We start from the raw sequence: 22,783 nt of genomic DNA, 5'->3' as shown, positions 1-22,783 counted from the left end.
AGACGGAGGCGGGTGCGGGCGGGGCGCTTTGCCCGCCGCCGGAGCGCGTGCCGGGCGGCGCGTCGGGTGGCGGGCCGGCAGGGGGCACAGGGGCCGGCGCGGCGAGCGGAGCCCCACCGGGAGGTGAGGTACGAAGGTGTCGTCCGGCTTGCTGCGGGGCGTGCCGCCGTCCGGCGTGGCGGCTGTCACGAGCGGCCAGGTACGGCGGGACGGGCGGCGGGCTGGGCCGTGACCACGCCGACAGGTCGATGTCACAGGGTGGCGGTGCGGCGGTGCGGGGCAGCGGGGCTGCGAAGGACAACCGCGGAGAGCCGCGGAAACCTCGCGGTGCCGGTCAGCGACAGACGGCGCTGGCGACGCGGCCGAGGTCGACGTGGCGGCGCACGGTCAGCGCAGGCGTAGCCATGACGTGCATCGCTTCGCCCCTTCCGACGACTCGCGCCGGATCCGTTCCGGCGGCGTGACCGCAGCCTGACATGCGCCGCGAGCGGGCGGCAAGCGGCTTCCCATGATGTGGGAACGAGCGTGAACAGACTGTTTCAGCAGGGAGCGAGGGGCCTTCCGGCTTGCCGCGATGTGGGAATCTCGAAGCGACATGAGGGGCCCGGAACCGGGCTCGGAACCGCCTCGCCCGATGCTCGGGCGGGCGAGGGGAAGCCGTTGAGCGGGAGGTGTACGGGGCCGTGGCGCAGACTCGGGTCGCCGGTGCCCAGGCGGTGCGGCGGGCGCTGGACGTGCTGCACTGCTTCCACGACAACGCCCCCGACCTCAGCGCCTCGGAGATCTCCCGCAGGCTCGGTCTGTCCACGTCCACGGCGCACCGGCTGGCCCGCACCCTGCTCGGCGCCGGGTTCCTGGAGCAGGACCCGCGTACCGCCCGCTACCGGCTCGGTCCCGCCGTGACCGAACTCGGGCGGCTCTCCTACCACCAGCGCGGGCTGCACCTGGCGTCGCCCGAACTCGCCGATCTGGCCCGGCGCACCGGTGCGACCGCCGACCTGGCGCTGCGCAGCGGCCCGCACGCCGTGATCGTGGCGGGCGGCTCGGTCACCCCGAAGGTGGGTCTGCGCCGCCCGCTGCACTCCACCGCGCTGGGCAAGGTCCTGCTGGCGTGGCCACGCCCGGGAGAGGCGGGGACGCAGTCGCTCCCGCCGTTGCGGGCGTTCACCGACCGCACGATCGTCGACCGGGAGCGGCTGGCCGAGGAGTTGGAGCGGGTGCGCGCCCAGCGATACGCCCTCAACGACGGCGAGTCAGCCCTGGGCGTCCGCACCGTCGCCGTGCCCGTCCTCGACCACCTGGGGTCGGCACGGTTCGCGCTCGCCGTGCGGGGCACGCCCGACCTCATCGCCGGTGACCGTGTCGAGTGGTTCCTCGAACAGGCGCGGGCGTGCGCGGGGGCGCTGGAGGTCCTCCTGCTGCCGCCGTCGCAGCGCAACACGGCCGCCGCCCCGTGACCACGCGGCCTGCGGCGGCCCCCTCGGACACCGCAGGCACGGGGGCCGGCGGCCGTACCGGCATCCGTTTCCCGCGCCGGTGAACTTCACCTTCTCGGCCACCAACGTGTGCGGATGGCACCGCTCGGCCAGCCGGACCGTGGGAACCAGCCCGGCATGCATTTCCAGTAGGGACTGCCGCTGATGGCGCGCCCGGACGGCCCCTGATCCGCAGTCGGCAGCACAAGAACGTCACCGATGACGACGGCAACCACGGCTTGAGCACGTCCTCGCGCAGCCGGCGGCGCACCGTGGACGCGGAGACGGTGTCGGTGATCCCGCGTGCGGTCAGCTCGGCGGCCGGCTTCGGGCACCGTAGCCGGTGCTCGGTTTTCTGGCCGTAGGCCGGCTTCTTCAGAACTCAGCCGTCCGTGACCACCGACTCGATGAGGGACAGCGTCTGGTTGTCCGCGTCCACGTGTGCGCGGACGCCGAGAGGCAGCGGCAGGTTCGGCGAGGTGTGACCGAAGTCGACCTGAGCGAGAACCGGGATGTCACGTCGAGCCAGGACATCGAGTCCGAAGGACCGCAGGCATGGGGCCTCCTCCTTGTTGATCAACAATGGCGAGCAACAAGGCCTGTGCCGCCGATATTCCGCCTCATGATCGGGCCCCGATGCCAACCCTCGAAGGATTTCCGAGCCGACCGCTTAGCGCGCCACGCGGTAGCGGAGCAAGACGAATCTCGAACTGAAGGTGCGGGTCTCGACGAGGTCGAGATCCACCCGGCGCTCGTGCCGGGGAAAGAACGGAATGCCACCGCCGACCAGCACCGGGTAGACCCTGGCCCGGTACTCGTCGATCAGACCCGACGCGGCCGCCTCGGCGGCGAGAGTCGCGCCGCCGATCGCGATGTCGCCCTCTCCCGGCTCTGCTCGCAACCGCTCGATCTCCTCCGCCAGGCCGCCGGAGGCCAGGCGGGCATTGCCCTGCACCGCCGACAGCGTGGTGGAGAACACCACCTTGGGGAGCGGCTTCCAAAGCGCGGTCCACTCACGCTGGGAGTCATCGAGCGAGGGATCCTGGTCGGCGGTCTCCCAGTACAGCATCGTCTCGTACAGCCGTCGTCCCAACAGGTGGACGTCGACCTCTCGGATCTCGTCGATCCAGGAACGAAAGATCTCCTCGTCGGGCGCCGTCCAGTCGAAGCCGCCGTCCGGCCCGACGATGTAGCCGTCAAGTGAGACGTTCATCGAATAGGTCACGCTGCGCATCAGAAGTCCTCCTTGGTAACGGGTTCGACACTACGACCGCCGGACGCCGCAGGACTCATCGCGACTCGCGGAATTCCCCTGCGCCAATTGAGACGGTTCCTTCCAGGCCTGGCCGTCGTCACCGCGACCGGCAGAAGGCGGCTCCCGTACGTGCGTGCTGCGGACGCCGTGGTGGCCGCTCACCGCCTCTGCTCCGGTCTGGTTCCTGGGACACCAACCGGTGAAGAAAGTTCCAGGACGAAGTCCGATGGATGATTCATCATTCGTTCATCGATCGCAGTGAACTTTGTTCCATCGGGAGCTCTACGGTCGCCACCATGAATCAGATGCGTGTGATGACCGTGGGCGACGTCGTCGGTCCCGAAGCGGCCGCGTGGCTCGGCGCCCGCCTCCCAGAACTCCGTGCCGAGCACGAGCTCGACTGGATCGTGGTGAACGCCGAAAACGCGGCCGTCACCGGCCCGTTGCCGTACAACGGATTCGGTACCACCCGGAAGGAACTGGACGTCCTGATCGCCGGTGGCGCCGACGTCATCACCGGCGGGAACCACTCGTGGGACGGTCCCGAGGTTGCGGAGTCGTTCGCGTACCCGCAGGTCGTCCGCCCTCTGAACGTGCCGGAGACGCGCGGGAAGGGTGTCCTGACGATCGGTGAGGGCGACAAGAAGCTGACGGTGGTGAACCTGCTGAGCCCCGGCGCGGTGGGCAAGGGATGCCTGGCCCCGAAGCCGACCGACCTGTGGGACGCGTGGACGGAACTGGTCGAGGGCGGTGTGCTCCAGGGGGCGGTCGTCGTTGACCTGCACAGCGGGTCGCCGGGGGAGAAGGCGTGGTTCTCCGGCGCCGTCGACGGGCAGGCCGCCGCGGTCGTCGGGACACATACCCACGACGGGACGCAGCTCGCGCACCTGCTGCCCGGCGGCACCGGCTTCGTCGCGGAACTCGGTATGGCCGGCCGGTTGGGCTTTAGCGGGTACGGGTTCGACCCGATCCACTTCGTCAAGGAGTTCCGCGGCGAGGACACCTCCGCACTGCCGCCTTTCCAGCTCGCTACCGGTGATTTCACCCTGGGCGCGGCGATCTTCGACATCGTCGACGGGCTCACCACGTCGGTGATCCGCGTCGATGCCGGCTGATCACCATTCCTCTCCTCCTCGAACCCCTCGTCAGAGAGCAGTCATGATGTCCATCTCCCCCGTGCGCCGACGGCGGCGGCTTCCGGCAGTCGCCGCGACCGCGGCAGCCGCCGCGCTGGCCCTGAGCGCGTGCTCGTCGGCGTCGAACGCGTCGAGCGCGTCGAACGCCTTGAGCGATGAGATCACGATCGCGGACCACGCGATTCCGCAGTCGCTGGACCCGATGAACTCGGCGTCCTACGAGGTGACGCAGCTGACCTTCCTGTGGGGCGGCTACCTCACGAACTACTCCGACGGGAAGGACAGTGGCACCCCGCAGCTTGCCAAGTCGGTGACCGCCTCCTCCGACGGGCTGACCTGGACGATCAAGCTTCGTTCCGGGCTGAAGTTCTCCGACGGATCCGCCCTGACCTCCAAGGACGTCGCCGCGACGCTCGACCGGATCCTGTCGACTCCGAACGTCGCCGGTGACAACTTCATCGGCCCCGCGATGAGCAGCATCAAGAAGGTCACCGCGCCCGACGACGACACCGTGTCGCTCGCGATGAGCCGTCCCTATCCGGGCCTGCCGGCCGCTCTGTCGGTGCCGGAGATGGTCATCCTGCCGGCGTCGGGCATCGCGAAGGGCGACAGCTTCTGGAAGCACCCGGTCTCGGCCGGCCGGTTCAAGTTCGACACCCTCGACACGACCAACGGCAAGTTCACCCTCTCGGCGAACAACGACTACTACGACACCACGCCGCGCAAGGTAAAGAAGATCAACTTTGTCTCCGTCACCGACGCGGCAACACGTCTCGCGCAGCTCAGGAGCGGGCAGGTCGACTACGCCGACAACATCCCGGGGAACCTGCTGTCGCAGGTGAAGAGCCCGCTCACGCTCGATACGGCGAAATGGAACGGCGGCCAGATGGCGCTGTCGGTCAACTTCAACAACCCCATCGCCGGTGACAAACGCGTCCGCCAGGCGATCTCGCTCGCCGTCAACCGTCAGCAGATCGCCGACTCGGCGCTCGGCGGCGAGCGCGTCGGGCTGCCGCTCTACGGCATCCCGTGGAACCAGGACAACAAGTCGCCGAACGCCAAGGCCACCAAGCAGGACATCACCGCGGCGAAGGCGAAGCTCAAGGGCACCAAGTGTGAGAACGGGTGCACCATCCCGCTCGTCACCGTCACCGACTCCGCATGGCAGGTGCCGCTCGTCGCGCAGGTCGTGCAGCAGCAGCTCAAGGCCATCGGCATCCGGCTGGAGATCGAGAACACGCCCTTCAACCAGGTCGGCGACCGTCTCAAGCAGGGCGACTGGGGGCTGTTCACCCGGTGGATCGGCTACTACGAGAACACCCAGAGCTACCTCGGCGGCTACATCTACGGCGACCCGACATCGGCCAGCAACGCCAACTTCTGGGGAACGCTGCCGACGAAACCGGACATGCCGGAGCTGAAGAAACTGTCGGACCAGCTGAAGACCGCCTCCTCCAGTGAGGCGCCCGGCCTGGTCGAGAAGATCAACGAGGAGTACGCGAAGGAGCTTCCGTCGATCCCGCTGACGACCCTCTGCTACGTGGGTGTGTCCCGGTTCCCGAGCGACGTCATCCACAGCGTGGGCGCTTCGTACCTGGTCCTGCCGTAACCCGCGGGAGGGGCCCGCACAGCGGGCCCCTCCCGCCCCCTTCCCACGGCTCCTGCCGTTCCCGAGAGAAAGCACCGCAGATGTCCTCAGCAGTCTGGCCCGGTCCGGCGGCCCGCCGGACCGGTAGCCGCGCAGGCAAGCGCCTGGCCGCCACGGTGAGTCCGATCGTCCAGGCGATCGTCGTGACCCTGCTCGTCATGATCATCACGTTCTTCCTCATCCGGACGCTGCTCGGTGACCCGGCCGTCGTCATGATCGGAGGGAACACCGGCGCGAGCCCGGAGCGGATGGCGGCCCTGCGCACCGAAATCGGACTCGACAAGCCGCTCCTGGCCCAGTTCCTCGACTATGCGACCGGTCTCCTCCACGGCGACCTCGGCAACTCCTTCCAGCACCCGACCACCACCGTCGCGAGCGTCGTCATGAACGGTGCCGGGGTCACGTTCGCTCTCGTCGGCGTGACACTCCTGATCTCGTCCGTCGTCGGCATCGGCGTCGGGCTGCTCGCCGCGGGCGGCAACTGGCCGGTGTTCGACAACATCATCCGCGTGCTCTCGCTGCTCGGTCTCGCGGCACCGGGCGCGCTGGTCGGGCTCGTACTCATCCTCACGGTCGCGCTCCGCGGAGGGCTGTTCCCCACCGGCGGGTGGGGCAGCGGCTACCCCGACAACGTCCAGTACCTCATCCTGCCCGCGGTGACCGTGTCGTTCTGGTTGACCCCGATCATCCTCCGTGCGGTGCGCGAACGTGCCGGCGAGGTGCTGCACGAACCCTTCGCCGAAGCCGCCGCGGCGCGCGGCATGTCGCGGGCACGGCTCATGCTCCGCCACGTCGCCCCGAACTGCGCCGGTCCGGTGCTGGCCGTCATCGGCGTCAGCCTGAGCTATCTGATCAGCGGTGCGGTCATCGTCGAGATCGTCTATGGTCTCCCGGGCATCGGACGGGCGATGACGACCGCAGTCGGAGCGCTGGACTTTCCCGTCATCCAGGGCATCGTCCTCCTCACCGGCGCAGTCGTCGTGATGCTCAACCTGATCACCGAGATCGCCTCGCGCGTGATCGACCCGAGGACCGCCCGGTGACCGCCGTCGTCGAGCCGCCCGACGTGACGGCGAAGCCCCAGCCCGCTTCCTCCCGTCGCCGTCGCACGGTGAACATCCGCGCGGAGCGGCTGGTCGGGCTGACGCTCGTGCTGATCCTCGCCCTGGCGTTCGTCATCGTTCCGATGCTCAGCCCGGTGTCGTCCTCCGACATCGCCTCGATGCCGCTCGCCGCACCCAGCGCCGACCATCCGTTCGGAACCGACCAACTCGGCCGGGACCTCTTCGTCCGCACCTTCGAAGCCGGCCGGATCGACCTCGGGCTCATCGTCGTCAGCATCACCGCCGCGGCGGTCGGCGGGGCACTCCTCGGCCTGATCGCCGCTTACCTTCCGGCCATGGGCCGCGCCGTGATCAGCAGGATCACCGACGCGACGATGGCGTTCCCGTACATCGTGCTCGTGATCGGGCTCGCCGCAACGCTCGGCAACCGTGAGCTGATACCCGGCCTGCCGCGCGGCGCCGCCGCGATCAGCATCGCGATCGTGATCGCCTGCTGGCCCCCCTACACCCGGCTGACCATGTCCCGCGCCATCCTGCTGCGCGAGCGGGACTCCGTCGTCGCCGCCCGCGTCCTCGGATACGGACCGATGCGCATCCTGTTCCGGCATATCGCTCCGGCGCTGGTGTCGATGAACCTGTCCTACGCCGCGACGCAGGCGGTCGCGACGACCGCGCTGGTCGGTTCGCTCGCGTTCCTCGGCGTCGGCATCGCCCCGCCGACACCCGAACTCGGTCAGATGATGGCCGACAACATCGCCCTGCTGCCGATCGCCTGGTGGGCGCCGATCATTCCCGGCCTTGTCGTGCTCGTGCTCGGCGTCGGCTTCGCCCTCATGGCCGACTCCGCCGGTGGAAGGAACTCCCGATGACCGCTCTGCTCGACGTACGCGACATCAACGTCACCATCGCACGGACGAAGGTGCTCACCGACGTGTCCCTCGCGCTGGACAGCGGCGAAGCGCTCGGCATCATCGGTGAGACCGGCTCGGGAAAGACCATGACCCTGCGCGCCATCACGGGGCTGCTGTCCTCGGTCGGCGGCCGGATCGAGTCCGGCGCGATCCACGTCGACGGCCGCGACGTGACCCGTGAGTCCCTGCGGAGCCGGCAGCGCACCCTCCGCGGGATCGTGGCGATGGTGCCGCAGGCGAGCATGTCGAGCCTCGACCCGCTGCAGCGCATCGGCAGTCAGGTGCGCGAAGCCCTGCAGCTGACCCGGCGCACCCGGGCGACCGACGACGATGTCCGCCAAGCGCTTGAGGCGGTGCGGCTCACCCCGACCGAAGTGCTGTTGCGCTCGCGACCCCACGAACTCTCCGGTGGGATGCGGCAGCGGGTGATGATCGCGCTCGCGCTCGCGTCCGAACCGCGCCTGCTGCTCGCCGACGAGCCGACCACCGCTCTGGACGCATCCGTCCGCTCCAGTGTGCTGAACCTCTTCACCGAGCTGCGGTTCGAGCGTCAGCTCGGGCTTGTGGTCATCTCGCACGACATCAACGCGATCGCGTCCGCGACCGACCGCGTTGTGGTCATGAACGAGGGGCGGGTGGTCGAGACCGGCCGCACCGCCGAGGTGCTTGAGAACCCGCGGCATCCGTACACGCAGACGCTCGTCAGTGCGCTTCCGGAACGCACGCCTCGCGGGTACTACCTGCTGGCGCGCCGCTCGGGCGAGGTCTCGGAGGCCGTCACCGACGGCGGGTACGTACCGGTTCCGGCCCGAGCGGTGCCGACCGGGAAGGTGTCGACGGTCGAGGCTCGTCGGCTGGACTTCTCCTACAGCGACCGGCAGATCCTGCACGACATCTCCGTACGCGTCCGGGCCGGCGAGCGGCTCGGGATCGTGGGCGAGTCCGGCAGCGGAAAGTCCACGCTCGCCCGGCTGCTCACCGGCGTCCTCCCCTCGGACCAGGTGACCGTTGACGGCAAGCCGTGGCGTCGCTTCGGCAGCCGGCAGCCGGAGCGGCACGAGGTGCAGCTGATCCTGCAGGACCCGTTCGCATCCCTCACCGAGACACAGACCGCGCTCGCGTCCGTCGAGGAGGCATGCCGGACGGTGCAGAAGACATCGCGTCGGGCAGCGCACGAGCGCGCCCTCGAACTGCTCAAGGCGGTCGGCATCACCGGTGATCTCCTGCACCGGCGACCGGGCCGTCTCAGCGGCGGGCAGTGCCAGCGCGTCTCGATCGCACGCGCCCTGGCGGCGAATCCGTCCGTCCTCGTCGCCGACGAACCGACGTCGGCGCTGGACCTGTCCGTGCAGGCGGAGATCGTGAACCTGCTGCTCACGCTGACCACGCAGCGTCCACTCGGCCTTGTCGTCGTATCGCACGATCTGGCGGTGATCTCCCATCTCTCCGACACCATCGTGGTGATGGAACGGGGGCGCATCGTCGAGGCCGGTCCGACCGACCAGGTTCTCTTCCAGCCGCACCATCCCTACACCCGGCAGTTGGTGTCCGCGAACCCCTGGCTCGCACCGAACGTCGCCCCCGGTCCGGACGCGGACCCGCGAACCCGGGCCCGCACGGTGGAACCGACCGACGTGTAGCCGTGAACCGAACTGCACCGAGCGCGGCGTTCGCGCGCCCAGTGGCGACAATGCTTGGATATGACCATGTCCGCTGACCTGACACCGGCGCCGCACTCAAGCCTCGATCGCGGCACGCTCATCGCACGGATACGGGCGCTCCTGCCGTCGATGTCACCCACCCAGACAGCCGTCGCGAACGTCGTTCTGACGAACCCTTCAGGTGTCGTCCGCATGACGGTCAGCGACCTCGCCACGGTGTCCCGCAGTTCTGTGGGCAGCGTGGTGCGGTTCTGCAAGGACCTCGGCCTCAAGGGGTTCCACGAGTTCAAGCTGCAACTCGCGTCGGAGGCATCGGCCGACGCCGATCATCACGACGAGGCACAGGACGGAACACCGAGTTCGATCATCGCGTCGGTGTTCCAGTCCACGTCCCGTTCGATCGCGGCGGCCCAATCCAGCATCGATGCAAAGGAGTTCGAGCGCGCGGTCCACGCGCTCGACGCCGCCCAGCGGATCGTGCTCGTCTCGACCGGCCCGTCCGCGCCGTTGGCGATGGACACCGCCCTGCGGTTCCGCAGCGTCGGTCTGCCGATCGAGAATCCCACGGACCCGATCTCGCAGCACATTGCCGCGTCGATGCTCACCAGGGGGGACGTGTGCCTGGCGATCAGCCACACCGGCAGAACGCGCGAGACGGTGGCCGCAGCGGAAGCGGCCCGTGATGCCGGCGCAACGGTCGTCGCGGTGACGAGCTTCTTCCGGTCACCGCTGGTCGCGGCCTCATCGGTGACCCTCGTCGCCGGTTCGGGCGAGACCCGGTTCCAGATCGAGGCCATGATGAGCCGGTTCATCCATCTCGCGGTCCTGGACGCGCTCTACTCCGCGGTGACCGCAGAGAACGCCGAACGCACCCTGCGCGGCGCGGCTCTGACCGCGCGCGCCGAAGAGACGCACCGCATCTGACCGCTCGCTCCCGCTGCCCGGCCGGTGCCGGGAGCGGGAGCGTTTTCGTCGGCGCCATGCGTCGTGAGTCGGGCGCCGTCCGTCGGGCGCCGAGACGCAGCGAAACGGCGCGGCCCATGGACAAGGGGACCGCGCCGTCGGTCGAGGCTGACGTCTACGCCCACGCAGTGGGCTTGTCGAGTGCGTTGAACTCGAACTCGGCGAGCACGCCGTAGTGGTCGCTGGCGGTCGGGTACTCGTTGAACACGACCCTGCTGTCGTTGATCACGCTCTCCACCTCAAGGTGGTTCTCCGTCGAACCGGCGAACACGTAGTCGATGCGGCGGTGGTGCGGCTCCTGTACCCAGTAGTTCGGGACGATGCCCTGCGCATCGACGACGCTGCGTGCCACCCACGGGCTGTCGGTCGTCCAGGTGTACCCGGGGGTGCCGTCCCCGGCGATCGCCCAACTGTCGCGGAACGCCACACTGCGGCCGTTGACCGCGGACTTGCCGGTGTAGAAGCGGATGCAGTCCTGATCGGGGGCTGCGTCGAAGTCGCCGGCGAGGATCGTCGGCGCCGCCTGTCGCCGCCTCTCCTCCAACTCGGTGATGAACAGCGCCTGCTCGACGCGGGCTGCCTCGCGGGTGAACTTGAAGCTCGGCCGGGCGCCGAGGAAGAGCATGTCCACGCCGATCGGGAGAGGCACGACCGCCTCCCACACGTACGGGCCGTCCTCAGCCGGGAGCCGGTGCACGTCGATGCTCTTCGGTGCCCAGCGGGTACCGACGGCGGTGCCCCAGGCGGGCCAGCCCGCCTGGGTGTAGTCGGAGGCGTGGTGCCAGTGCAGCGGCGAGTTGTCGGACACGAGCTTGAACGCGTCACGTTCCGGGGTGCGCACCACCTCCTGGAGGAACACGATGTCGGCGTCGTAGCTGCGCAGGCCCTCCAGCAGGAGGGAGTCCCGCTTCTCACGGTCCCGCGGGTCCAGCCAGATGTTGAGGGTGAGTACGCGGAGGTTCATTTTCTTGGCCATGTCGCCACCCTAGGAGCCTGGGATGAACAATCTTCCACCCGCAAATAAACGATGGAAGCAGGTTCAGCGGCCTTGTTCGTGCCCGCTCGGGTTGTCGAGCTCGTCGAAGTAGATGTCCAGCTCGACGCGGTCGGCGCGGAAGCGCGTGCTCGTGTACTGCAGCGGCGTGCGGTCGACCAGCGTGTTGACAGACCGTACGACCAGGACGATCGATCCCGCCGGAAGGTTCATGTCCTCGGTTTCCGTTCCGTTCGCGATGCGGGAGCTGACCGCGCTCCAGGTTCGGACGTAGTCGTCGATGCCGACTGCGCGAAGCGCCTTGGTGATGGACCGGGTCTGCCGCAGATGGATGTCGAGGTCCGGCGTCAGTGCGACGTCGAACCAGGAGGTCGACCGCGCGACCGTAGTCCCGTTCACGTCGGCGACTGTCTCGACCTGGAGCGCGGGCCGTCCGTCGAGTCGCAGACGGGTGGCTGCTTCGTGTGGTGGGTCTGCCACGATCTCCGCGGCTATCGGCCGGTGTGACGCCGTGCCCGCCTGGCCGATGCTGTCACTGAGGCGCGTGCGCAGACTGATCCGGTGCACCAGGAGCGTGTGCGGGACGACGAACGTGCCGCTGCCCTGGCGCGTTGCCACGAGACCTTCGGCGGCGAGAGCAGCGACGGACTGGCGCACGGTGTTGCGGTGTACGCCGAATCGGTCGGCGAGCTCGCCCTCGGTGGGCAGTTTCGCTTCGGGTGGGAACGAGCCGTCCACGATTTCGCTGCGGAGCTGGTCGGCAATGAGGCGCCACGTCGAGTAACCCGTGGCAGAACGTGTGACGCGAGGCATAGTGCACCGAACACTACCGCCTGCCTGTCACCTCGCAGCCAACCCGGCCGCGAGTTCACCTCGCGTCCATCCGATAGTCGTCTAGCTAGGTGGACAAATCTCGGGTGGCTCGTTACGTTCGATTCATCCAAAGAGCCAGACAAATTTGGAGGTTGGAGTGACGAGTCCGACTGAGGCCTGGGCGGCGCGAAGGCGGTGGATGCGAACCCTCGCGCAGGCGTCGCCCCGTCAGCTCGCGGGCGCCTGGGGTGCTTGGGAAGCGAAGCCCGAGATCGAGGCGATCCGCGGCCCCGAGGCAGGGCTGGTCATGGTCCGTGGTCGTGTGGGTGCCGGCGGGGACCGGTTCAACCTCGGTGAGGCGACGGTGACCCGCGCCACACTCCGACTGCACGGCGCCCCGCTCGCGGCGGACACCGTCGGAAGCGCGTACGTGCTCGGGACCGACCTCAAGCACGCCTGGTTCGCGGCGGCGTTCGACGGTCTGCTGGCGGACGAGCAACTGCGCGCACGGGTGCTCGCCGATGTCGTCGCGCCGCTGGAGCGTAGCCAGGCGGCCCACGACGAGGCCCGGCACGCCGAAGCACGCAGCACCAAGGTCGACTTCTTCACGGTCGCGAGGGAACACGAATGAACACCACGTCCACCACTGCGCCGGCGCCCGGGTTCGCCGATCCGACGGGGGAAGGACAGCGGGTGTTCCGCGCCGTCCTCGACGCGCTCGCCCACCCCGGCCGCTCGTATCGGATCGCCGGTCCGGCTCAGGCGCCGAAGGCGCTCGGCACGGGGCTCGCGGCCGTCGCACTGACTCTGTTCGACGAGGAGGTGTCGGTGTGGCTGCACCGGGCGCTGGCGGAAGACCCCGACGTGACCACGTACCTGGCGTTCCACACCGGCGCGCGGGTGACGAACGACCATGGGTCGGCGAACTTCGTCGTCGCCACCCCGGACACCCTCCCGGCGCTCGATGCGCTCGCGCTCGGCACCGATGAGGTGCCTCACCAGTCGGCGACCATCGTCCTCGACGCGCGGACCCCGGGCGTCGGGGCGCGCTTCACCGCGACGGGCCCCGGCATCGACGGCCGGGTCGAGATCGAGGCCCCGTGGGCACCTGAGGGGTTCTCGGCCGCGTGGAGCCGCAATGGCGCGCTGTTCCCTCGCGGCGTCGACCTGCTCGTCATGAGCGACGACTCGGTCGTCGCGCTCCCTCGCACCACGCGTCTGCGCGCGGTGTCCGATCAGGATCAGGAGGCCTGATGTACGTCGCAGTCAAGGGCGGAGAGAAGGCGATCGCGAACGCGCACGCGTTGCTCGCCAAGGAAGGCCGCGGTGATCCAGACATCCCGGCGATCCGCCAGGACGCTGTCGCCGGCCAGCTCCCGGTCCTGGTGTCCCGGGTGATGACCGAAGGGTCGCTCTACGACCCGAATCTCGCGGCGCGAGCGATCCTGCAGTGCCAGGGCGACGTGCTCGAAGCGATCACGCTGGTGCGTTCCTACCGGACCACTCTGCCGCGGTTCGGCTACTCCGAACCGATCGATACGGCCGGGCTCGCCCCGCAGCGCCGCGTGTCCGCGACGTTCAAGGACATCCCCGGCGGGCAGCAACTCGGTGCCACGTTCGACTACACGCACCGGCTGTTCGCCGACCCCACCGGCGACGGCCCGACGGACGCCGACACCGACGCCACGCCGATGCCGCGCGTGTCCGACCTGCTCGGCTCGGACGCTCTCCTTGAGCCGGACCGCGCCGCGGACTGGACGGACCCCGAACCGGCCGACCTGACGCGCGAACCCACCGTGTTCCCGATGACCCGGGCGGAGCGCCTCCAGGGACTGGCTCGCGGCGACGAAGGGTTTCTGCTCGCCCTCGGGTACTCCACCCAGCGCGGGTACGGGAGCACACATCCGTTCGCCGGTGAGATCCGCGTCGGGCAGGCCGAGGTCGAGTTCGACGCACCGGAGCTGGGTTTCCCGGTGCCGCTCGGGCGGATCGAGGTCACCGAATGCCAGATGATCAACCAGTTCACCGGTAACGCGGACACCCCCGCTCAGTTCACCCGCGGCTACGGGCTCGTGTTCGGGCGCGGAGAACGGAAGGCGATGTCCATGTCGCTGGTCGACCGTGCCCTGCGGGCGGACGAGTTCCAGGAGCGGGTCGTCGCCCCCGCGCAGGACGAGGAGTTCGTGCTCAGCCATGCCGACAATGTGCAGGCCGCGGGCTTCGTGGAGCACCTGAAGCTCCCGCACTACGTCGACTTCCAGGCCGAGCTGCACCTCATCCGGCGGCTGCAACGCGACTTCCACGACCACGCCGGAAGCAAGCAGGAGACGAACGCGTGAGCGCCCAGCAGATCGAGTACAACACCGGCTACCTCGACGAGCAGACGAAGCGGATGATCCGCCGGGTGCTGCTCAAGGCAGTCGCGATCCCCGGGTTCCAAGTCCCGTTCGCCTCCCGCGAGGTGCCGCTTCCCCGCGGCTGGGGCACCGGCGGCGTGCAGCTCACCGCGGCGATCATCGGCTCCGGTGACGTGCTCAAGGTGATCGACCAGGGCGCCGACGACACCACGAACGCAGTGTCGATCCGTGCCTTCTTCAACTTGGTGGCGGGCGTGCCGACCACGACCCGCACCGAGGACGCGACGATCATCCAGACCCGGCACCGCATCCCCGAGACGCCCCTCGGCGAAGGGCAGATCATGGTCTACCAGGTGCCGATCCCGGAGCCGCTGCGATTCCTTGAGGCCCGCGAGACCGAGACCCGGCGCATGCACGCACTCAACGAATACGGGCTGATGTACGTCAAGCTGTACGAGGACATCGCCAAGTACGGGCACATCGCCAAGACGTACGACTACCCGGTGCTGGTGAACCACCGGTACCTGATGGCGCCGTCGCCGACGCCGAGCTTCGACAACCCGAAGCTGCACCAGAGCCAGGCACTGCACATCTTCGGAGCCGGCCGTGAGAAGCGCATCTATGCCATCCCTCCGCACACCGACGTCGAAAGCCTCGGGTTCGAGGACTATCCGTTCGAACCACAGAACTTCGACGAGCCGTGCGCGATCTGCGGGTCCACCGGCGTGTATCTGGACCAGATCATCACCGACAACGCCGGCGGCGCCATGTACGCCTGCTCGGACAGCGATCATTGTGAGCGGGCGGCCGCTCGCGCCGACAACGAAGAGGCGACCGCATGAGCAACGAGTGTCCGCTCCTGGAAGTGCGCAACGTCAGCCATCGATACGGCGACCGATTCGGCTGCCGCGGCGTCGACTTCGACCTGTGGCCGGGCGAGGTGCTCGCGGTCGTCGGCGAATCCGGGTCCGGGAAGTCCACCTTGCTCGGCACACTCTCGCAGCGCCTGGAAACCAGCGAGGGCACCATCCGGTACCGGCTCGGCGATGGCGAAGTCGCGAACCTCGCGGAACTCAGCGAAAGTGCGGTGCGCCGGCTGTGGCGCAGCGAGTGGGGCTTCGTGCACCAGAACGCGGCGGACGGGCTCCGCATGCACGTCAGTGCCGGCGGCAACGTCGGTGAGCCGCTGATGGCCAACGGGTGGCGTCACTACGGGCGCATCCGCGCGGAAGCGACTGACTGGCTCGAACGCGTCGAGATCCCCCGGGACCGGGTCGACGACACCCCCGCCGCGTTCTCCGGTGGTATGCGGCAGCGGCTGCAGATCGCCAGAAACCTCGTCGTCTCGCCACGGCTGGTGTTCATGGACGAGCCGACCAGCGGCTTGGACGTGTCCGTGCAGGCACGCCTGCTCGACCTCATCCGTTCGATCGTCAGCGACCTGGGACTGGCCGTCATCATCGTCACGCACGACCTCGCCGTCGCCCGCCTGATCTCCCATCGAACTCTTGTGATGAAGGACGGCCGGGTCGTCGAGTCCGGTCTGACCGACCGAGTACTGGACGATCCACAGGCCCCGTACACGCAGCTGCTCGTCTCCTCAATCCTGCAAGGGTGACCATGACCACCGACCAGCCGACCCTCGCCGTCTCCGGCCTGGACAAGACCTTCACCATGCATCTGCAGGGCGGGCAGCGACTCGCCGTGCTCCGCGGGCTCGACTTCGACGTGCACGCCGGGGAGTGCGTCGTCCTCGGTGGCGCGTCAGGCGCCGGCAAAAGCTCGATCTTGAAGATGGTGTACGGCAACTACGCCGTAGATCGCGGCAGTGTCCGCCTTCGCGCCGGGAACATCGACATCGACATCGCGACCGCGAACCCCAGAGAGATCCTCGCCGCCCGTCGCCACGCGATGGGGTACGTCAGCCAGTTCCTGCGCTGTGTGCCCCGTGTGCCCGCCCTCGAAGTCGTCGCCGAACCACTCGTCGCGCGTGGCGTCGACGCCACGGAGGCGGGTGAGCGTGCCGCCGAGCTGCTGTCCCGCCTCGGCATTCCGGATCGCCTGTGGGGGCTTCCGCCGGCGACGTTCTCCGGTGGCGAACAGCAGCGGGTGAACATCGCGCACGGCTTCATCGCCGATCTGCCGATGCTGCTCCTGGACGAGCCCACCGCCTCCCTCGACGCCCACAACCGCCGCGTGGTCGTGGAGCTGATCGCCGAGAAGATCGAAGCGGGCACGGCAATGCTCGGCATCTTCCACGACGCGGAGGTTCGCGAAACCGTCGCGGACCGCGTCGTGCCGGTCGAGGACTTCACCCCGATGAGCAAGGTGGCGGCGTGAGTCACCGGTACGCGATCTACGCCGCACCGGGTGTGGGAAGCACCGACGCCACAGAAGTGCTTCTCCGTGAGCGCGCGGAATCCTGGCTCGGGCGAAGCGTCACCGGCCGCGCCACCCCTCGGGGCGTGCCAGAAGGATGGACGCGTACGGCCGTCGACCGGATCACTGAGGACGCGCGCCGGTACGGCTTCCACGGCACCCTCAAACCACCTTTCCGTCTCGCCCCCGGACACACCGTCGACGACGTCGCCACGGCCACCGCACGACTGGCCGCATCGACCGCGCGAGTCACGATTCCACGGCTCACGATCAGCCGGATCGGCCGGTTCTACGCGCTCACCCCCGGCGAGGACGCGCCGGCCCTGCACGCGCTTGCCGCGTCCGTCGTGACGGAGCTGGACCAGTTCCGGGCGCCGGTGACACCCGAGGAGATCGCCCGGCGAAATCCACACACGCTCACCGAGCGCCAGCGGGCCCTGCTCACCGGATTCGGATACCCCTACGTGCTCGACGAGTTCCGCTTCCACCTCACCCTCACCGATCGCGTGCCGGACGACCGGCAGGACCAGGTCGAACAGACGCTGCGGCATTGGTTCCGCGACTGCGTCGACCGGAACGTCACCCTCCGTGCGCTCGCCCTCTTCGTGGAAACGGAACCCGGCGCACCTTTCCGCATCCACTCACTCCATCCGCTGGAAGGCACCCGATGACCAAGGAACTCGTCCTGACCAATGCCCGCCTGGTGCTCGGCGACCAGGTCATACTCGGCTCGGTGGTCGTCCGCGACGGCCGGATCGCCGACATCAGCACGGGCACCGTGCCGACAGGCAACGACCTGGACGGCGACTACCTGCTGCCCGGCATCGTCGAAGTGCACACCGACCACGCCGAGTACCATCTCCGTCCCCGGCCCGGCGTGCACTGGGAGGCGATGCCCGCCGTGCTCGCGCACGACGCTCAGATGACGACCGCCGGTGCCACCACCGTGCTCGACGCGGTCAGGCTCGGATCCGAGCCGAGCAACCGCGAGACGGTGACCCGGTCGGCCCGGCGACTGACAGACGCCATCATGGCCGCGGCAACAGCCGGAGCGTTCCGCGCCGACCACGCGATCCACCTGCGATGCGAGGTGTCCGGCGAGGACTGCCTGGACCGGTTCGAGGAGTTCGCGGACAACCCGCTCGTGCGACTGGCGTCGCTGATGGACCACACCCCCGGCCAGCGTCAGTTCGCGGACCTGGCCACGTTCAAGAGGTACTACATCGGCAAGGGGCTGGTGTCCGAGAGCGACGTCGACGCCTACGCCGACGAACTCCTGCGCGAGGCGCGCCTCCACGCCCACCGGAACCGCCACGCCGTCGCCGCGGCGGCGCGCCGGCGTGGCATTGCCCTCGCAGCGCACGACGACGCGACGACCGAGCACGTGGAGGAGTCCGCCGGACTCGGAGTGCGCATCGCCGAGTTCCCCACCACGATCGTGGCCGCCGAGTCCGCCGTCGCCCACGGCCTGTCAGTCGTCATGGGCGCGCCGAACATCGTGCGCGGCGGCAGCCAGTCCGGAAATGTCGCCGCGTCGGCGCTCCTCGAACGCGGACTGCTCCACGTCCTGTCGTCCGACTACGTGCCCGCCAGCCCGTTGCAGGCCGCGTTCCAGCTCGTCACCGACGGGACGATCCGTCTGGAGGATGCCGTCAAGCTGATCAGCACCAATCCCGCCAAGGCCGTCGGTCTGGACGACCGGGGTGACATCACGGTCGGCAAGCGCGGTGACCTGGTCCGCGTCCGCACACACATGCTGCCCGGCACCCCGGAGCACCCGGCGGGGCTGAGCGTGCCGGTCGTCCGCACCGTGTACCGGCAGGGTGTGCGCGTCGCATGACACCCCAGAAGATCGGTCCGGGCAGGTTCGTCGCGGTCGTCGGGGCGAGCGGCGTCGGCAAGGACGCGCTGATCGCGGAGGTCCGGCGCCATGCGGGTCCGGACGTATCCCTGCCACAGCGTCACATCACGCGTGCACCCGGGCCGGGCGAAGACCACCTCCCGGTGTCCGCGCACACGTTCCGCATCGCCTCCGAGGCGGGCCGTTTCGCGATCGAGTGGAACGCCCATGGCCTGCGGTACGGAATTCCGATCGAGATCGACGACGACATCAAAGACGGACGCTCCGTCGTCGCGAATGTGTCCCGATCCGTGCTCGCCGAGCTGGCGGCACGCTACGAGCACGTTGTCGTCGTCCGCGTCACGGTCTCCGACGCCGTCCGGGCGAGCCGCCTGCGGACCAGGGGCCGGGAGGACGCGGATGACATCTCCCGACGGCTCCACCGTCCCGACCCCGCCCCCGACTACGCGGTGGACGCGGAGATCCGCAACGACGGAACCATCGAGGCCGGGGCCGCCGCTCTGCTGCGCGTCATCCGGACGACTGCGCGCCGCACCTCCGCGTCGGCCGCCGTCTCCGCATCGGTCATCGGACCGGGCGCGCTGCCGGCGGCAGGGATCGTGCACGAGGGCTCGACCGTCGTCGCCGGCGCGCTCGGCCGGTACACGGAGGTCGGTCAGGGCTCTCGGCTCGCCGACGTCGAACTGGGTGACTACAGCTACTGCGACCGGTACTGCGACCTTGCGAACACGACCGTCGGGAAGTTCTCGAACATAGCGAGCTTCGTGCGGATCGGCGCGACCGACCACCCGCTCGACCGGGCGAGTCTGCACCACTTCATGTACCGCTCCGCGAAGTACTGGCCCGACGCCGAGGACGACGCGGAGTGGTTCGCGCAGCGTCGCTCCCGCCGTACGACGATCGGGCACGACACGTGGATCGGGCACGGGGCGCAGGTGAAACCGGACGTCGTCGTCGGGAACGGGGCGGTGATCGCGTCGGGCGCGATCGTCACGAAGGACGTCCCCCCGTACGCGATCGTCGCAGGTGTGCCGGCGCGGGTCATCCGGTTCCGGCAGCCGCCCGAGATCGCGGAGCGGCTGCAGCGGCTCGCCTGGTGGAACTGGGACCACGCCACGCTCCGCGAGCGGCTCGGCGACTTCCGCACACTGAACGCGGTCGATCTCCTTGACCGCTACGAGTTCTGATGCTTGGCGCGGTCGGCTCAGCGACTACGGACCGAAGCCGCACGATGGCCGGAGCGCGTACTGGTGGGCACCGGCACGGGAACGGCTGCGGCCACCTGGCCGACGACACCAGCACACCGGAACTGCCGAGCGGACCGAGAACGCCCAGGTCGCCGTCTGCCTCACCTACACCCCTAGTGGGGTTGAGTGCACCACGGGCACGGGGGCGTTCCGGATGTCGATGCGGACAGTGCGTCCGTAACGTCTGCGGCATGAGCGATGAGACGCGCAAGTTCCATGTGAAACAGATCAGTTGGTGGACGAAGAAGGGGCTCTCCGCAGCGGCGGCCCTGCTCCTCGGCGGAGTCGCCGTCGCGCCGGTCGCCGCTGCGGGGGAGCGGCACACCGAACACCGCGGCACCCTCGTCTCCGCCACCCCGGTCGCCGACCATGACGCCGGGCAGGTCAGGGAGTTCCTGGCCGGGCGGGACATCGCGACCGACCCGGTGCGGTACGGCGTACGGGCGTACCGGCTGACGTACCGGACCGTGGACCCCTACGGGAAACCCACGACCGCAACCGGTCTCCTCACCCTTCCCAAGGGCGGAGCCCAGCGGCTCGACCTCGTCTCCGACACGCACGGCACCATGGTCAACCGTGCCTACGCGCCCTCCGCGAGCGAGGACTTCGGCCGTGTGCCGTCGTATCTGAACGCCTCGGCGGGGCGTGCGGTCGCCGCGCCCGACTATCTGGGGCTCGGCGAGGGGCCGGGCCTGCACCCGTACATGGACACCCGTTCCGCCGTTGCCGTCTCCGTCGACATGTTGCGCGCCGCCCGCTCAGCCACGGACCGGCTCGGCCGGGCGCTCACCGGTGACGGTTACGCGACCGGTTTCTCGCAGGGCGGCCAGGTCGCGATGGCGCTCGGCCGGGCGCTGGAAGGCGGCGCGGAGCGATCCTTCCGGCTGAAGGCGCTGGCCCCGGTGAGCGGGCCGTACGACCTGGCGGGCCAGGAGATGCCGGCCCTGTTCGACGGCCGGGTCAACGACACCAGCGGCGTCTTCTACATCTCGTACTGGCTGGTCGCCCAGAACCGTTTGCATCACTTCTACAAGGACCCGGGCGAGGTCTTCCGCGCGCCGTACGCGAGCCGTGTGGAGTCACTTTTCGACGGACGGCACGACGAGGAGGAGGTGGTCAAGGGCCTCGCCCCTTCGGTGAAGCAGTTGCTCACGCCCGCCTTCTACGACCTCCTGCAGCACCCGACCGGCCCCCTGGTGGAGGCCCTGCGCTCGCCCGGCACTACCGTGACCGCTGCCGTCTGCCGTCAGAGTCAGCTCATATGAATGGGTGATGTAACCTCATGAATCTGAGTTCGCATCATCGAGGTCGGGGGCAGATTTTTGAAGCCAGGACGATCCCACGCGGCGCGGTGGGGAAGCGGCGCATGCGCGGTCCTGTCGGTCGTCGTCGCGAGCGGCTGCGGTACGAGCGGCGCGGCGAAGGGCGACGATGACGGCAAGAGACCGCGAACCGCGCTGATCACCGCGCTGAGCCGAGTACAGGACACCCATCTGACGCGAGACTGGATCGAGTTCGGCGACGTGGCCGGGGTCCGCTCCCGGAGCGACGGCGGGTCCGGCTCGAAGCCGGACCCACTGCTCGGATACGGCGAGCCGAAGCTGGCCGATGCCGCGGCGCTGCTGCCCGATCTGACCGGCATCGATCCGTTCGCGGCCCGGACCGCCCTGTCGGTCGGCTATCCGCTCGACCCGGTGGGTTTCCTGTACGGATCCTTCAATACGACGACGATCGGCTCGAAGCTGCGGAAGCTCGGCTACACGAAGCACGACCTCGCCGGCGGAGAAACGACCTGGATCATCCGCGACCACCACAAGATCGACGAGAAGGACCCGCTCGCGCAGTTGGGCATCGTCACCGCGCTGAACGTCGTGCGGGTCTCACCGCAACGCATCGTCTACGGAGGAGCGAGCGCGGACATCGACCAGGCGCTCGCCGGCACCAAGCCACTGGCCGACAACGAGGCTGTCGGCGGGATCGCGGACTGCCTCGGCCAGGTCAAGGCCGCACGGATCGGCCTCGACCTGAAGATCGCGGCCACGCCGCTGGGCATCGGCGTCGCGGGGGCGTCCGGGACCGATGCCACGGAGGTCGTCTGTATGACGACGGCGAGCCAAGAGGAGGCAGAAAGGCTCGCGTCGGCCTGGCCGGGCCGGGTGAAGTCGACGACCTCCGCCCTGTCCGCCGAGCCCTGGTCGAACCTCCTCGCCCAGCCGCGGGCCAAGGTCATCGGCGGCCCCTCCCACGTCGTACGACTGACCGCGCGGCTCACCGGTTCGACGCGAGCGCTGTTCGACGCCTGGACGAGCGGGGACCTCGGACCACTGCTGACCGGCGCGAAACCCGACCCCGAGGTCTCGGTTCGATAGGCCCCCTGGGAACGCGCCGGCCGCTGACCACCCGACCCGGCCATCCGATATCAGCTCATGTGGATGGTCTATATTCCATTATCCATATGGGCTAATATCCTGTCTGTGCTCGTCGCCCCTCCAGAGGAAGAGAAGGTCCGTTGCACATCCGAACAAGGACCATGTCCACGGCGGCGTTGCTTGCCGTGGCCGCCCTGGCCGCTGTCACCGCGTGTTCGTCCAGCGGCGGTCCCGCTGTCACCGGCGGCGACAAAAGCACCCCGACCGCCATTCCCCCGTCGGTCACTGCCGCCACCGGCGCTCCGACGGCAACCGTCGGTGAGGACGCGTCGGGCTCGGCTGATGTGACGATCGACTCCTGCGCGGTCGACGCCGCCACGAAGATCCCCAAGGCCGAACTCACGGTGACCAACCACGGCAGCGACACGGCGACTTACACCGTTCAGCTTGAGTTCGTCGACGGCGGCGGGACGAGGATGGCGGAGGGCGCAGCAATCGTGAACAGTCTGGCGGCGAATCAACAGGCCAAGGCAACGGCCGACGGGACGGCCCAGGTCACCTCGGACGTCACCTGCAAACTCGCCAAGGTCCAGCGCCTCGCCGGCATGTGACCGGCGCGGTTCAGTCCACCGCGACCTGTGCGCGCACCC

Annotated in this window: 25 protein-coding genes; 19 read left to right on the top strand and 6 right to left on the bottom strand. The window is 69.0% G+C overall.

Annotation, left to right across the window (positions count from 1 at the left end; translation table 11 throughout):
* Positions 1-334 precede the first annotated feature (334 nt).
* Complete coding sequence (locus tag ACFYTE_RS14020; RefSeq protein WP_388709669.1) at positions 335-406, bottom strand: putative leader peptide; 72 nt, start codon at positions 404-406, stop codon at positions 335-337.
* 277 nt (positions 407-683) lie between these two features.
* Here ACFYTE_RS14020 and ACFYTE_RS14015 point away from each other — a divergent pair, with 277 nt between their 5' ends.
* Positions 684-1,457, top strand: a complete 774-nt coding sequence (locus ACFYTE_RS14015) for an IclR family transcriptional regulator (protein WP_388709234.1) — start codon at positions 684-686, stop codon at positions 1,455-1,457.
* Positions 1,458-1,857: 400 nt separating this feature from the next.
* On the opposite strand, the gene ACFYTE_RS14010 is transcribed toward ACFYTE_RS14015, so the two are convergent.
* Positions 1,858-2,055: a hypothetical protein gene (locus tag ACFYTE_RS14010; protein WP_388709232.1), complete on the bottom strand. Its 198-nt coding sequence runs from the start codon at positions 2,053-2,055 to the stop codon at positions 1,858-1,860.
* A 90-nt stretch (positions 2,056-2,145) separates the two neighbouring features.
* Positions 2,146-2,709: a dihydrofolate reductase family protein gene (locus ACFYTE_RS14005; RefSeq protein WP_388709230.1), complete on the bottom strand. Its 564-nt coding sequence runs from the start codon at positions 2,707-2,709 to the stop codon at positions 2,146-2,148.
* A 317-nt stretch (positions 2,710-3,026) separates the two neighbouring features.
* On the opposite strand from ACFYTE_RS14005, the gene ACFYTE_RS14000 reads away from it, so the two are divergent.
* Entirely contained in the window at positions 3,027-3,845 is an 819-nt protein-coding gene (locus ACFYTE_RS14000) for a YmdB family metallophosphoesterase (RefSeq protein WP_388709228.1), read from the top strand.
* Positions 3,846-3,875: 30 nt separating this feature from the next.
* Here the strand turns inward: ACFYTE_RS14000 and ACFYTE_RS13995 are convergent, their stop codons facing one another.
* Positions 3,876-4,031: a hypothetical protein gene (locus tag ACFYTE_RS13995; protein WP_388709226.1), complete on the bottom strand. Its 156-nt coding sequence runs from the start codon at positions 4,029-4,031 to the stop codon at positions 3,876-3,878.
* Between ACFYTE_RS13995 and ACFYTE_RS13990 the strand changes: the two genes are divergently transcribed.
* From ACFYTE_RS13990 to ACFYTE_RS13970, 5 genes are all read left to right on the top strand, one after another.
* Positions 4,015-5,475: an ABC transporter substrate-binding protein gene (locus ACFYTE_RS13990; protein WP_388709224.1), complete on the top strand. Its 1,461-nt coding sequence runs from the start codon at positions 4,015-4,017 to the stop codon at positions 5,473-5,475. The genes ACFYTE_RS13995 and ACFYTE_RS13990 overlap by 17 nt on opposite strands.
* 80 nt (positions 5,476-5,555) lie before the next feature.
* Positions 5,556-6,557: an ABC transporter permease gene (locus tag ACFYTE_RS13985; RefSeq protein ID WP_388709222.1), complete on the top strand. Its 1,002-nt coding sequence runs from the start codon at positions 5,556-5,558 to the stop codon at positions 6,555-6,557.
* The gene (locus ACFYTE_RS13980) at positions 6,554-7,447 is read left to right on the top strand and encodes an ABC transporter permease (RefSeq protein ID WP_388709220.1); all 894 of its coding nucleotides are present in this window, start codon (positions 6,554-6,556) and stop codon (positions 7,445-7,447) included. Before ACFYTE_RS13985 ends, ACFYTE_RS13980 begins: the two co-directional genes overlap by 4 nt.
* The gene (locus ACFYTE_RS13975) at positions 7,444-9,129 is read left to right on the top strand and encodes an ATP-binding cassette domain-containing protein (protein WP_388709218.1); all 1,686 of its coding nucleotides are present in this window, start codon (positions 7,444-7,446) and stop codon (positions 9,127-9,129) included. Before ACFYTE_RS13980 ends, ACFYTE_RS13975 begins: the two co-directional genes overlap by 4 nt.
* Positions 9,130-9,195: 66 nt before the next feature.
* Entirely contained in the window at positions 9,196-10,074 is an 879-nt protein-coding gene (locus ACFYTE_RS13970; RefSeq protein WP_388709216.1) for a MurR/RpiR family transcriptional regulator, read from the top strand.
* Positions 10,075-10,228: 154 nt separating this feature from the next.
* Here the strand turns inward: ACFYTE_RS13970 and ACFYTE_RS13965 are convergent, their stop codons facing one another.
* Entirely contained in the window at positions 10,229-11,089 is an 861-nt protein-coding gene (locus ACFYTE_RS13965; RefSeq protein ID WP_388709214.1) for an endonuclease/exonuclease/phosphatase family protein, read from the bottom strand.
* 63 nt (positions 11,090-11,152) lie between these two features.
* Positions 11,153-11,920 carry a phosphonate metabolism transcriptional regulator PhnF gene (gene phnF / locus ACFYTE_RS13960; RefSeq protein ID WP_388709212.1) on the bottom strand — a complete coding sequence of 256 codons (768 nt, stop codon included), beginning with the start codon at positions 11,918-11,920 and terminating at the stop codon, positions 11,153-11,155.
* 157 nt (positions 11,921-12,077) lie between these two features.
* On the opposite strand from phnF, the gene phnG reads away from it, so the two are divergent.
* The 12 genes from phnG to ACFYTE_RS13900 all read left to right on the top strand — a co-directional run bounded on the left by phnG (position 12,078) and on the right by ACFYTE_RS13900 (position 22,744).
* The gene (gene phnG, locus ACFYTE_RS13955; protein WP_388709210.1) at positions 12,078-12,551 is read left to right on the top strand and encodes a phosphonate C-P lyase system protein PhnG; all 474 of its coding nucleotides are present in this window, start codon (positions 12,078-12,080) and stop codon (positions 12,549-12,551) included.
* The gene (phnH, locus tag ACFYTE_RS13950) at positions 12,548-13,174 is read left to right on the top strand and encodes a phosphonate C-P lyase system protein PhnH (RefSeq protein ID WP_388709208.1); all 627 of its coding nucleotides are present in this window, start codon (positions 12,548-12,550) and stop codon (positions 13,172-13,174) included. The genes phnG and phnH overlap by 4 nt, the downstream gene beginning before the upstream one ends.
* Positions 13,174-14,259, top strand: a complete 1,086-nt coding sequence (locus ACFYTE_RS13945) for a carbon-phosphorus lyase complex subunit PhnI (RefSeq protein WP_388709206.1) — start codon at positions 13,174-13,176, stop codon at positions 14,257-14,259. The genes phnH and ACFYTE_RS13945 overlap by 1 nt, the downstream gene beginning before the upstream one ends.
* Positions 14,256-15,119 carry an alpha-D-ribose 1-methylphosphonate 5-phosphate C-P-lyase PhnJ gene (locus ACFYTE_RS13940; protein ID WP_388709204.1) on the top strand — a complete coding sequence of 288 codons (864 nt, stop codon included), beginning with the start codon at positions 14,256-14,258 and terminating at the stop codon, positions 15,117-15,119. The genes ACFYTE_RS13945 and ACFYTE_RS13940 overlap by 4 nt, the downstream gene beginning before the upstream one ends.
* Positions 15,116-15,895, top strand: a complete 780-nt coding sequence (gene phnK / locus ACFYTE_RS13935) for a phosphonate C-P lyase system protein PhnK (protein ID WP_388709202.1) — start codon at positions 15,116-15,118, stop codon at positions 15,893-15,895. The genes ACFYTE_RS13940 and phnK overlap by 4 nt, the downstream gene beginning before the upstream one ends.
* Positions 15,896-15,897: 2 nt before the next feature.
* Positions 15,898-16,617, top strand: a complete 720-nt coding sequence (phnL, locus tag ACFYTE_RS13930; protein ID WP_388709668.1) for a phosphonate C-P lyase system protein PhnL — start codon at positions 15,898-15,900, stop codon at positions 16,615-16,617.
* Complete coding sequence (locus ACFYTE_RS13925; RefSeq protein ID WP_388709200.1) at positions 16,614-17,327, top strand: DUF1045 domain-containing protein; 714 nt, start codon at positions 16,614-16,616, stop codon at positions 17,325-17,327. The genes phnL and ACFYTE_RS13925 overlap by 4 nt, the downstream gene beginning before the upstream one ends.
* Positions 17,324-18,496, top strand: coding sequence for an alpha-D-ribose 1-methylphosphonate 5-triphosphate diphosphatase (locus ACFYTE_RS13920; protein WP_388709198.1), 1,173 nt, complete (start codon positions 17,324-17,326; stop codon positions 18,494-18,496). Before ACFYTE_RS13925 ends, ACFYTE_RS13920 begins: the two co-directional genes overlap by 4 nt.
* Positions 18,493-19,704: a phosphonate metabolism protein/1,5-bisphosphokinase (PRPP-forming) PhnN gene (gene phnN, locus ACFYTE_RS13915; RefSeq protein WP_388709196.1), complete on the top strand. Its 1,212-nt coding sequence runs from the start codon at positions 18,493-18,495 to the stop codon at positions 19,702-19,704. Before ACFYTE_RS13920 ends, phnN begins: the two co-directional genes overlap by 4 nt.
* Positions 19,705-19,955: 251 nt before the next feature.
* The gene (locus tag ACFYTE_RS13910) at positions 19,956-21,029 is read left to right on the top strand and encodes an alpha/beta hydrolase family protein (RefSeq protein WP_388709194.1); all 1,074 of its coding nucleotides are present in this window, start codon (positions 19,956-19,958) and stop codon (positions 21,027-21,029) included.
* A 57-nt stretch (positions 21,030-21,086) separates the two neighbouring features.
* Positions 21,087-22,133 carry a hypothetical protein gene (locus tag ACFYTE_RS13905; RefSeq protein ID WP_388709192.1) on the top strand — a complete coding sequence of 349 codons (1,047 nt, stop codon included), beginning with the start codon at positions 21,087-21,089 and terminating at the stop codon, positions 22,131-22,133.
* Between the two features lie 161 nt (positions 22,134-22,294).
* A complete protein-coding gene (locus tag ACFYTE_RS13900) occupies positions 22,295-22,744 on the top strand; it encodes a hypothetical protein (RefSeq protein WP_388709190.1) in 450 nt (149 codons plus the stop codon).
* Positions 22,745-22,783: the final 39 nt, after the last annotated feature.

Origin of the sequence: Streptomyces sp. NPDC004629 (assembly GCF_042873595.1) — a bacterium.
In the GTDB taxonomy this organism is placed as follows: Bacteria; Actinomycetota; Actinomycetes; order Streptomycetales; family Streptomycetaceae; genus Streptomyces.
This window is presented reverse-complemented; position numbering and strand designations above follow the sequence as displayed.

What these genes read in the sequence shown, in the direction of transcription:
- ACFYTE_RS14005 (WP_388709230.1), bottom strand. Translation starts at nt 2,709, where the DNA reads ATGCGCAGCGTGACCTATTCGATGAACGTCTCACTTGACGGCTACATC.
- ACFYTE_RS14000 (WP_388709228.1), top strand. Translation starts at nt 3,027, where the DNA reads ATGAATCAGATGCGTGTGATGACCGTGGGCGACGTCGTCGGTCCCGAA.
- ACFYTE_RS13985 (WP_388709222.1), top strand. Translation starts at nt 5,556, where the DNA reads ATGTCCTCAGCAGTCTGGCCCGGTCCGGCGGCCCGCCGGACCGGTAGC.
- ACFYTE_RS13975 (WP_388709218.1), top strand. Translation starts at nt 7,444, where the DNA reads ATGACCGCTCTGCTCGACGTACGCGACATCAACGTCACCATCGCACGG.
- ACFYTE_RS13970 (WP_388709216.1), top strand. Translation starts at nt 9,196, where the DNA reads ATGTCCGCTGACCTGACACCGGCGCCGCACTCAAGCCTCGATCGCGGC.
- ACFYTE_RS13965 (WP_388709214.1), bottom strand. Translation starts at nt 11,089, where the DNA reads ATGGCCAAGAAAATGAACCTCCGCGTACTCACCCTCAACATCTGGCTG.
- phnF (WP_388709212.1), bottom strand. Translation starts at nt 11,920, where the DNA reads ATGCCTCGCGTCACACGTTCTGCCACGGGTTACTCGACGTGGCGCCTC.
- phnH (WP_388709208.1), top strand. Translation starts at nt 12,548, where the DNA reads ATGAACACCACGTCCACCACTGCGCCGGCGCCCGGGTTCGCCGATCCG.
- ACFYTE_RS13945 (WP_388709206.1), top strand. Translation starts at nt 13,174, where the DNA reads ATGTACGTCGCAGTCAAGGGCGGAGAGAAGGCGATCGCGAACGCGCAC.
- phnK (WP_388709202.1), top strand. Translation starts at nt 15,116, where the DNA reads ATGAGCAACGAGTGTCCGCTCCTGGAAGTGCGCAACGTCAGCCATCGA.
- phnL (WP_388709668.1), top strand. Translation starts at nt 15,898, where the DNA reads ATGACCACCGACCAGCCGACCCTCGCCGTCTCCGGCCTGGACAAGACC.
- ACFYTE_RS13920 (WP_388709198.1), top strand. Translation starts at nt 17,324, where the DNA reads ATGACCAAGGAACTCGTCCTGACCAATGCCCGCCTGGTGCTCGGCGAC.
- phnN (WP_388709196.1), top strand. Translation starts at nt 18,493, where the DNA reads ATGACACCCCAGAAGATCGGTCCGGGCAGGTTCGTCGCGGTCGTCGGG.
- ACFYTE_RS13910 (WP_388709194.1), top strand. Translation starts at nt 19,956, where the DNA reads ATGAGCGATGAGACGCGCAAGTTCCATGTGAAACAGATCAGTTGGTGG.
- ACFYTE_RS13900 (WP_388709190.1), top strand. Translation starts at nt 22,295, where the DNA reads ATGTCCACGGCGGCGTTGCTTGCCGTGGCCGCCCTGGCCGCTGTCACC.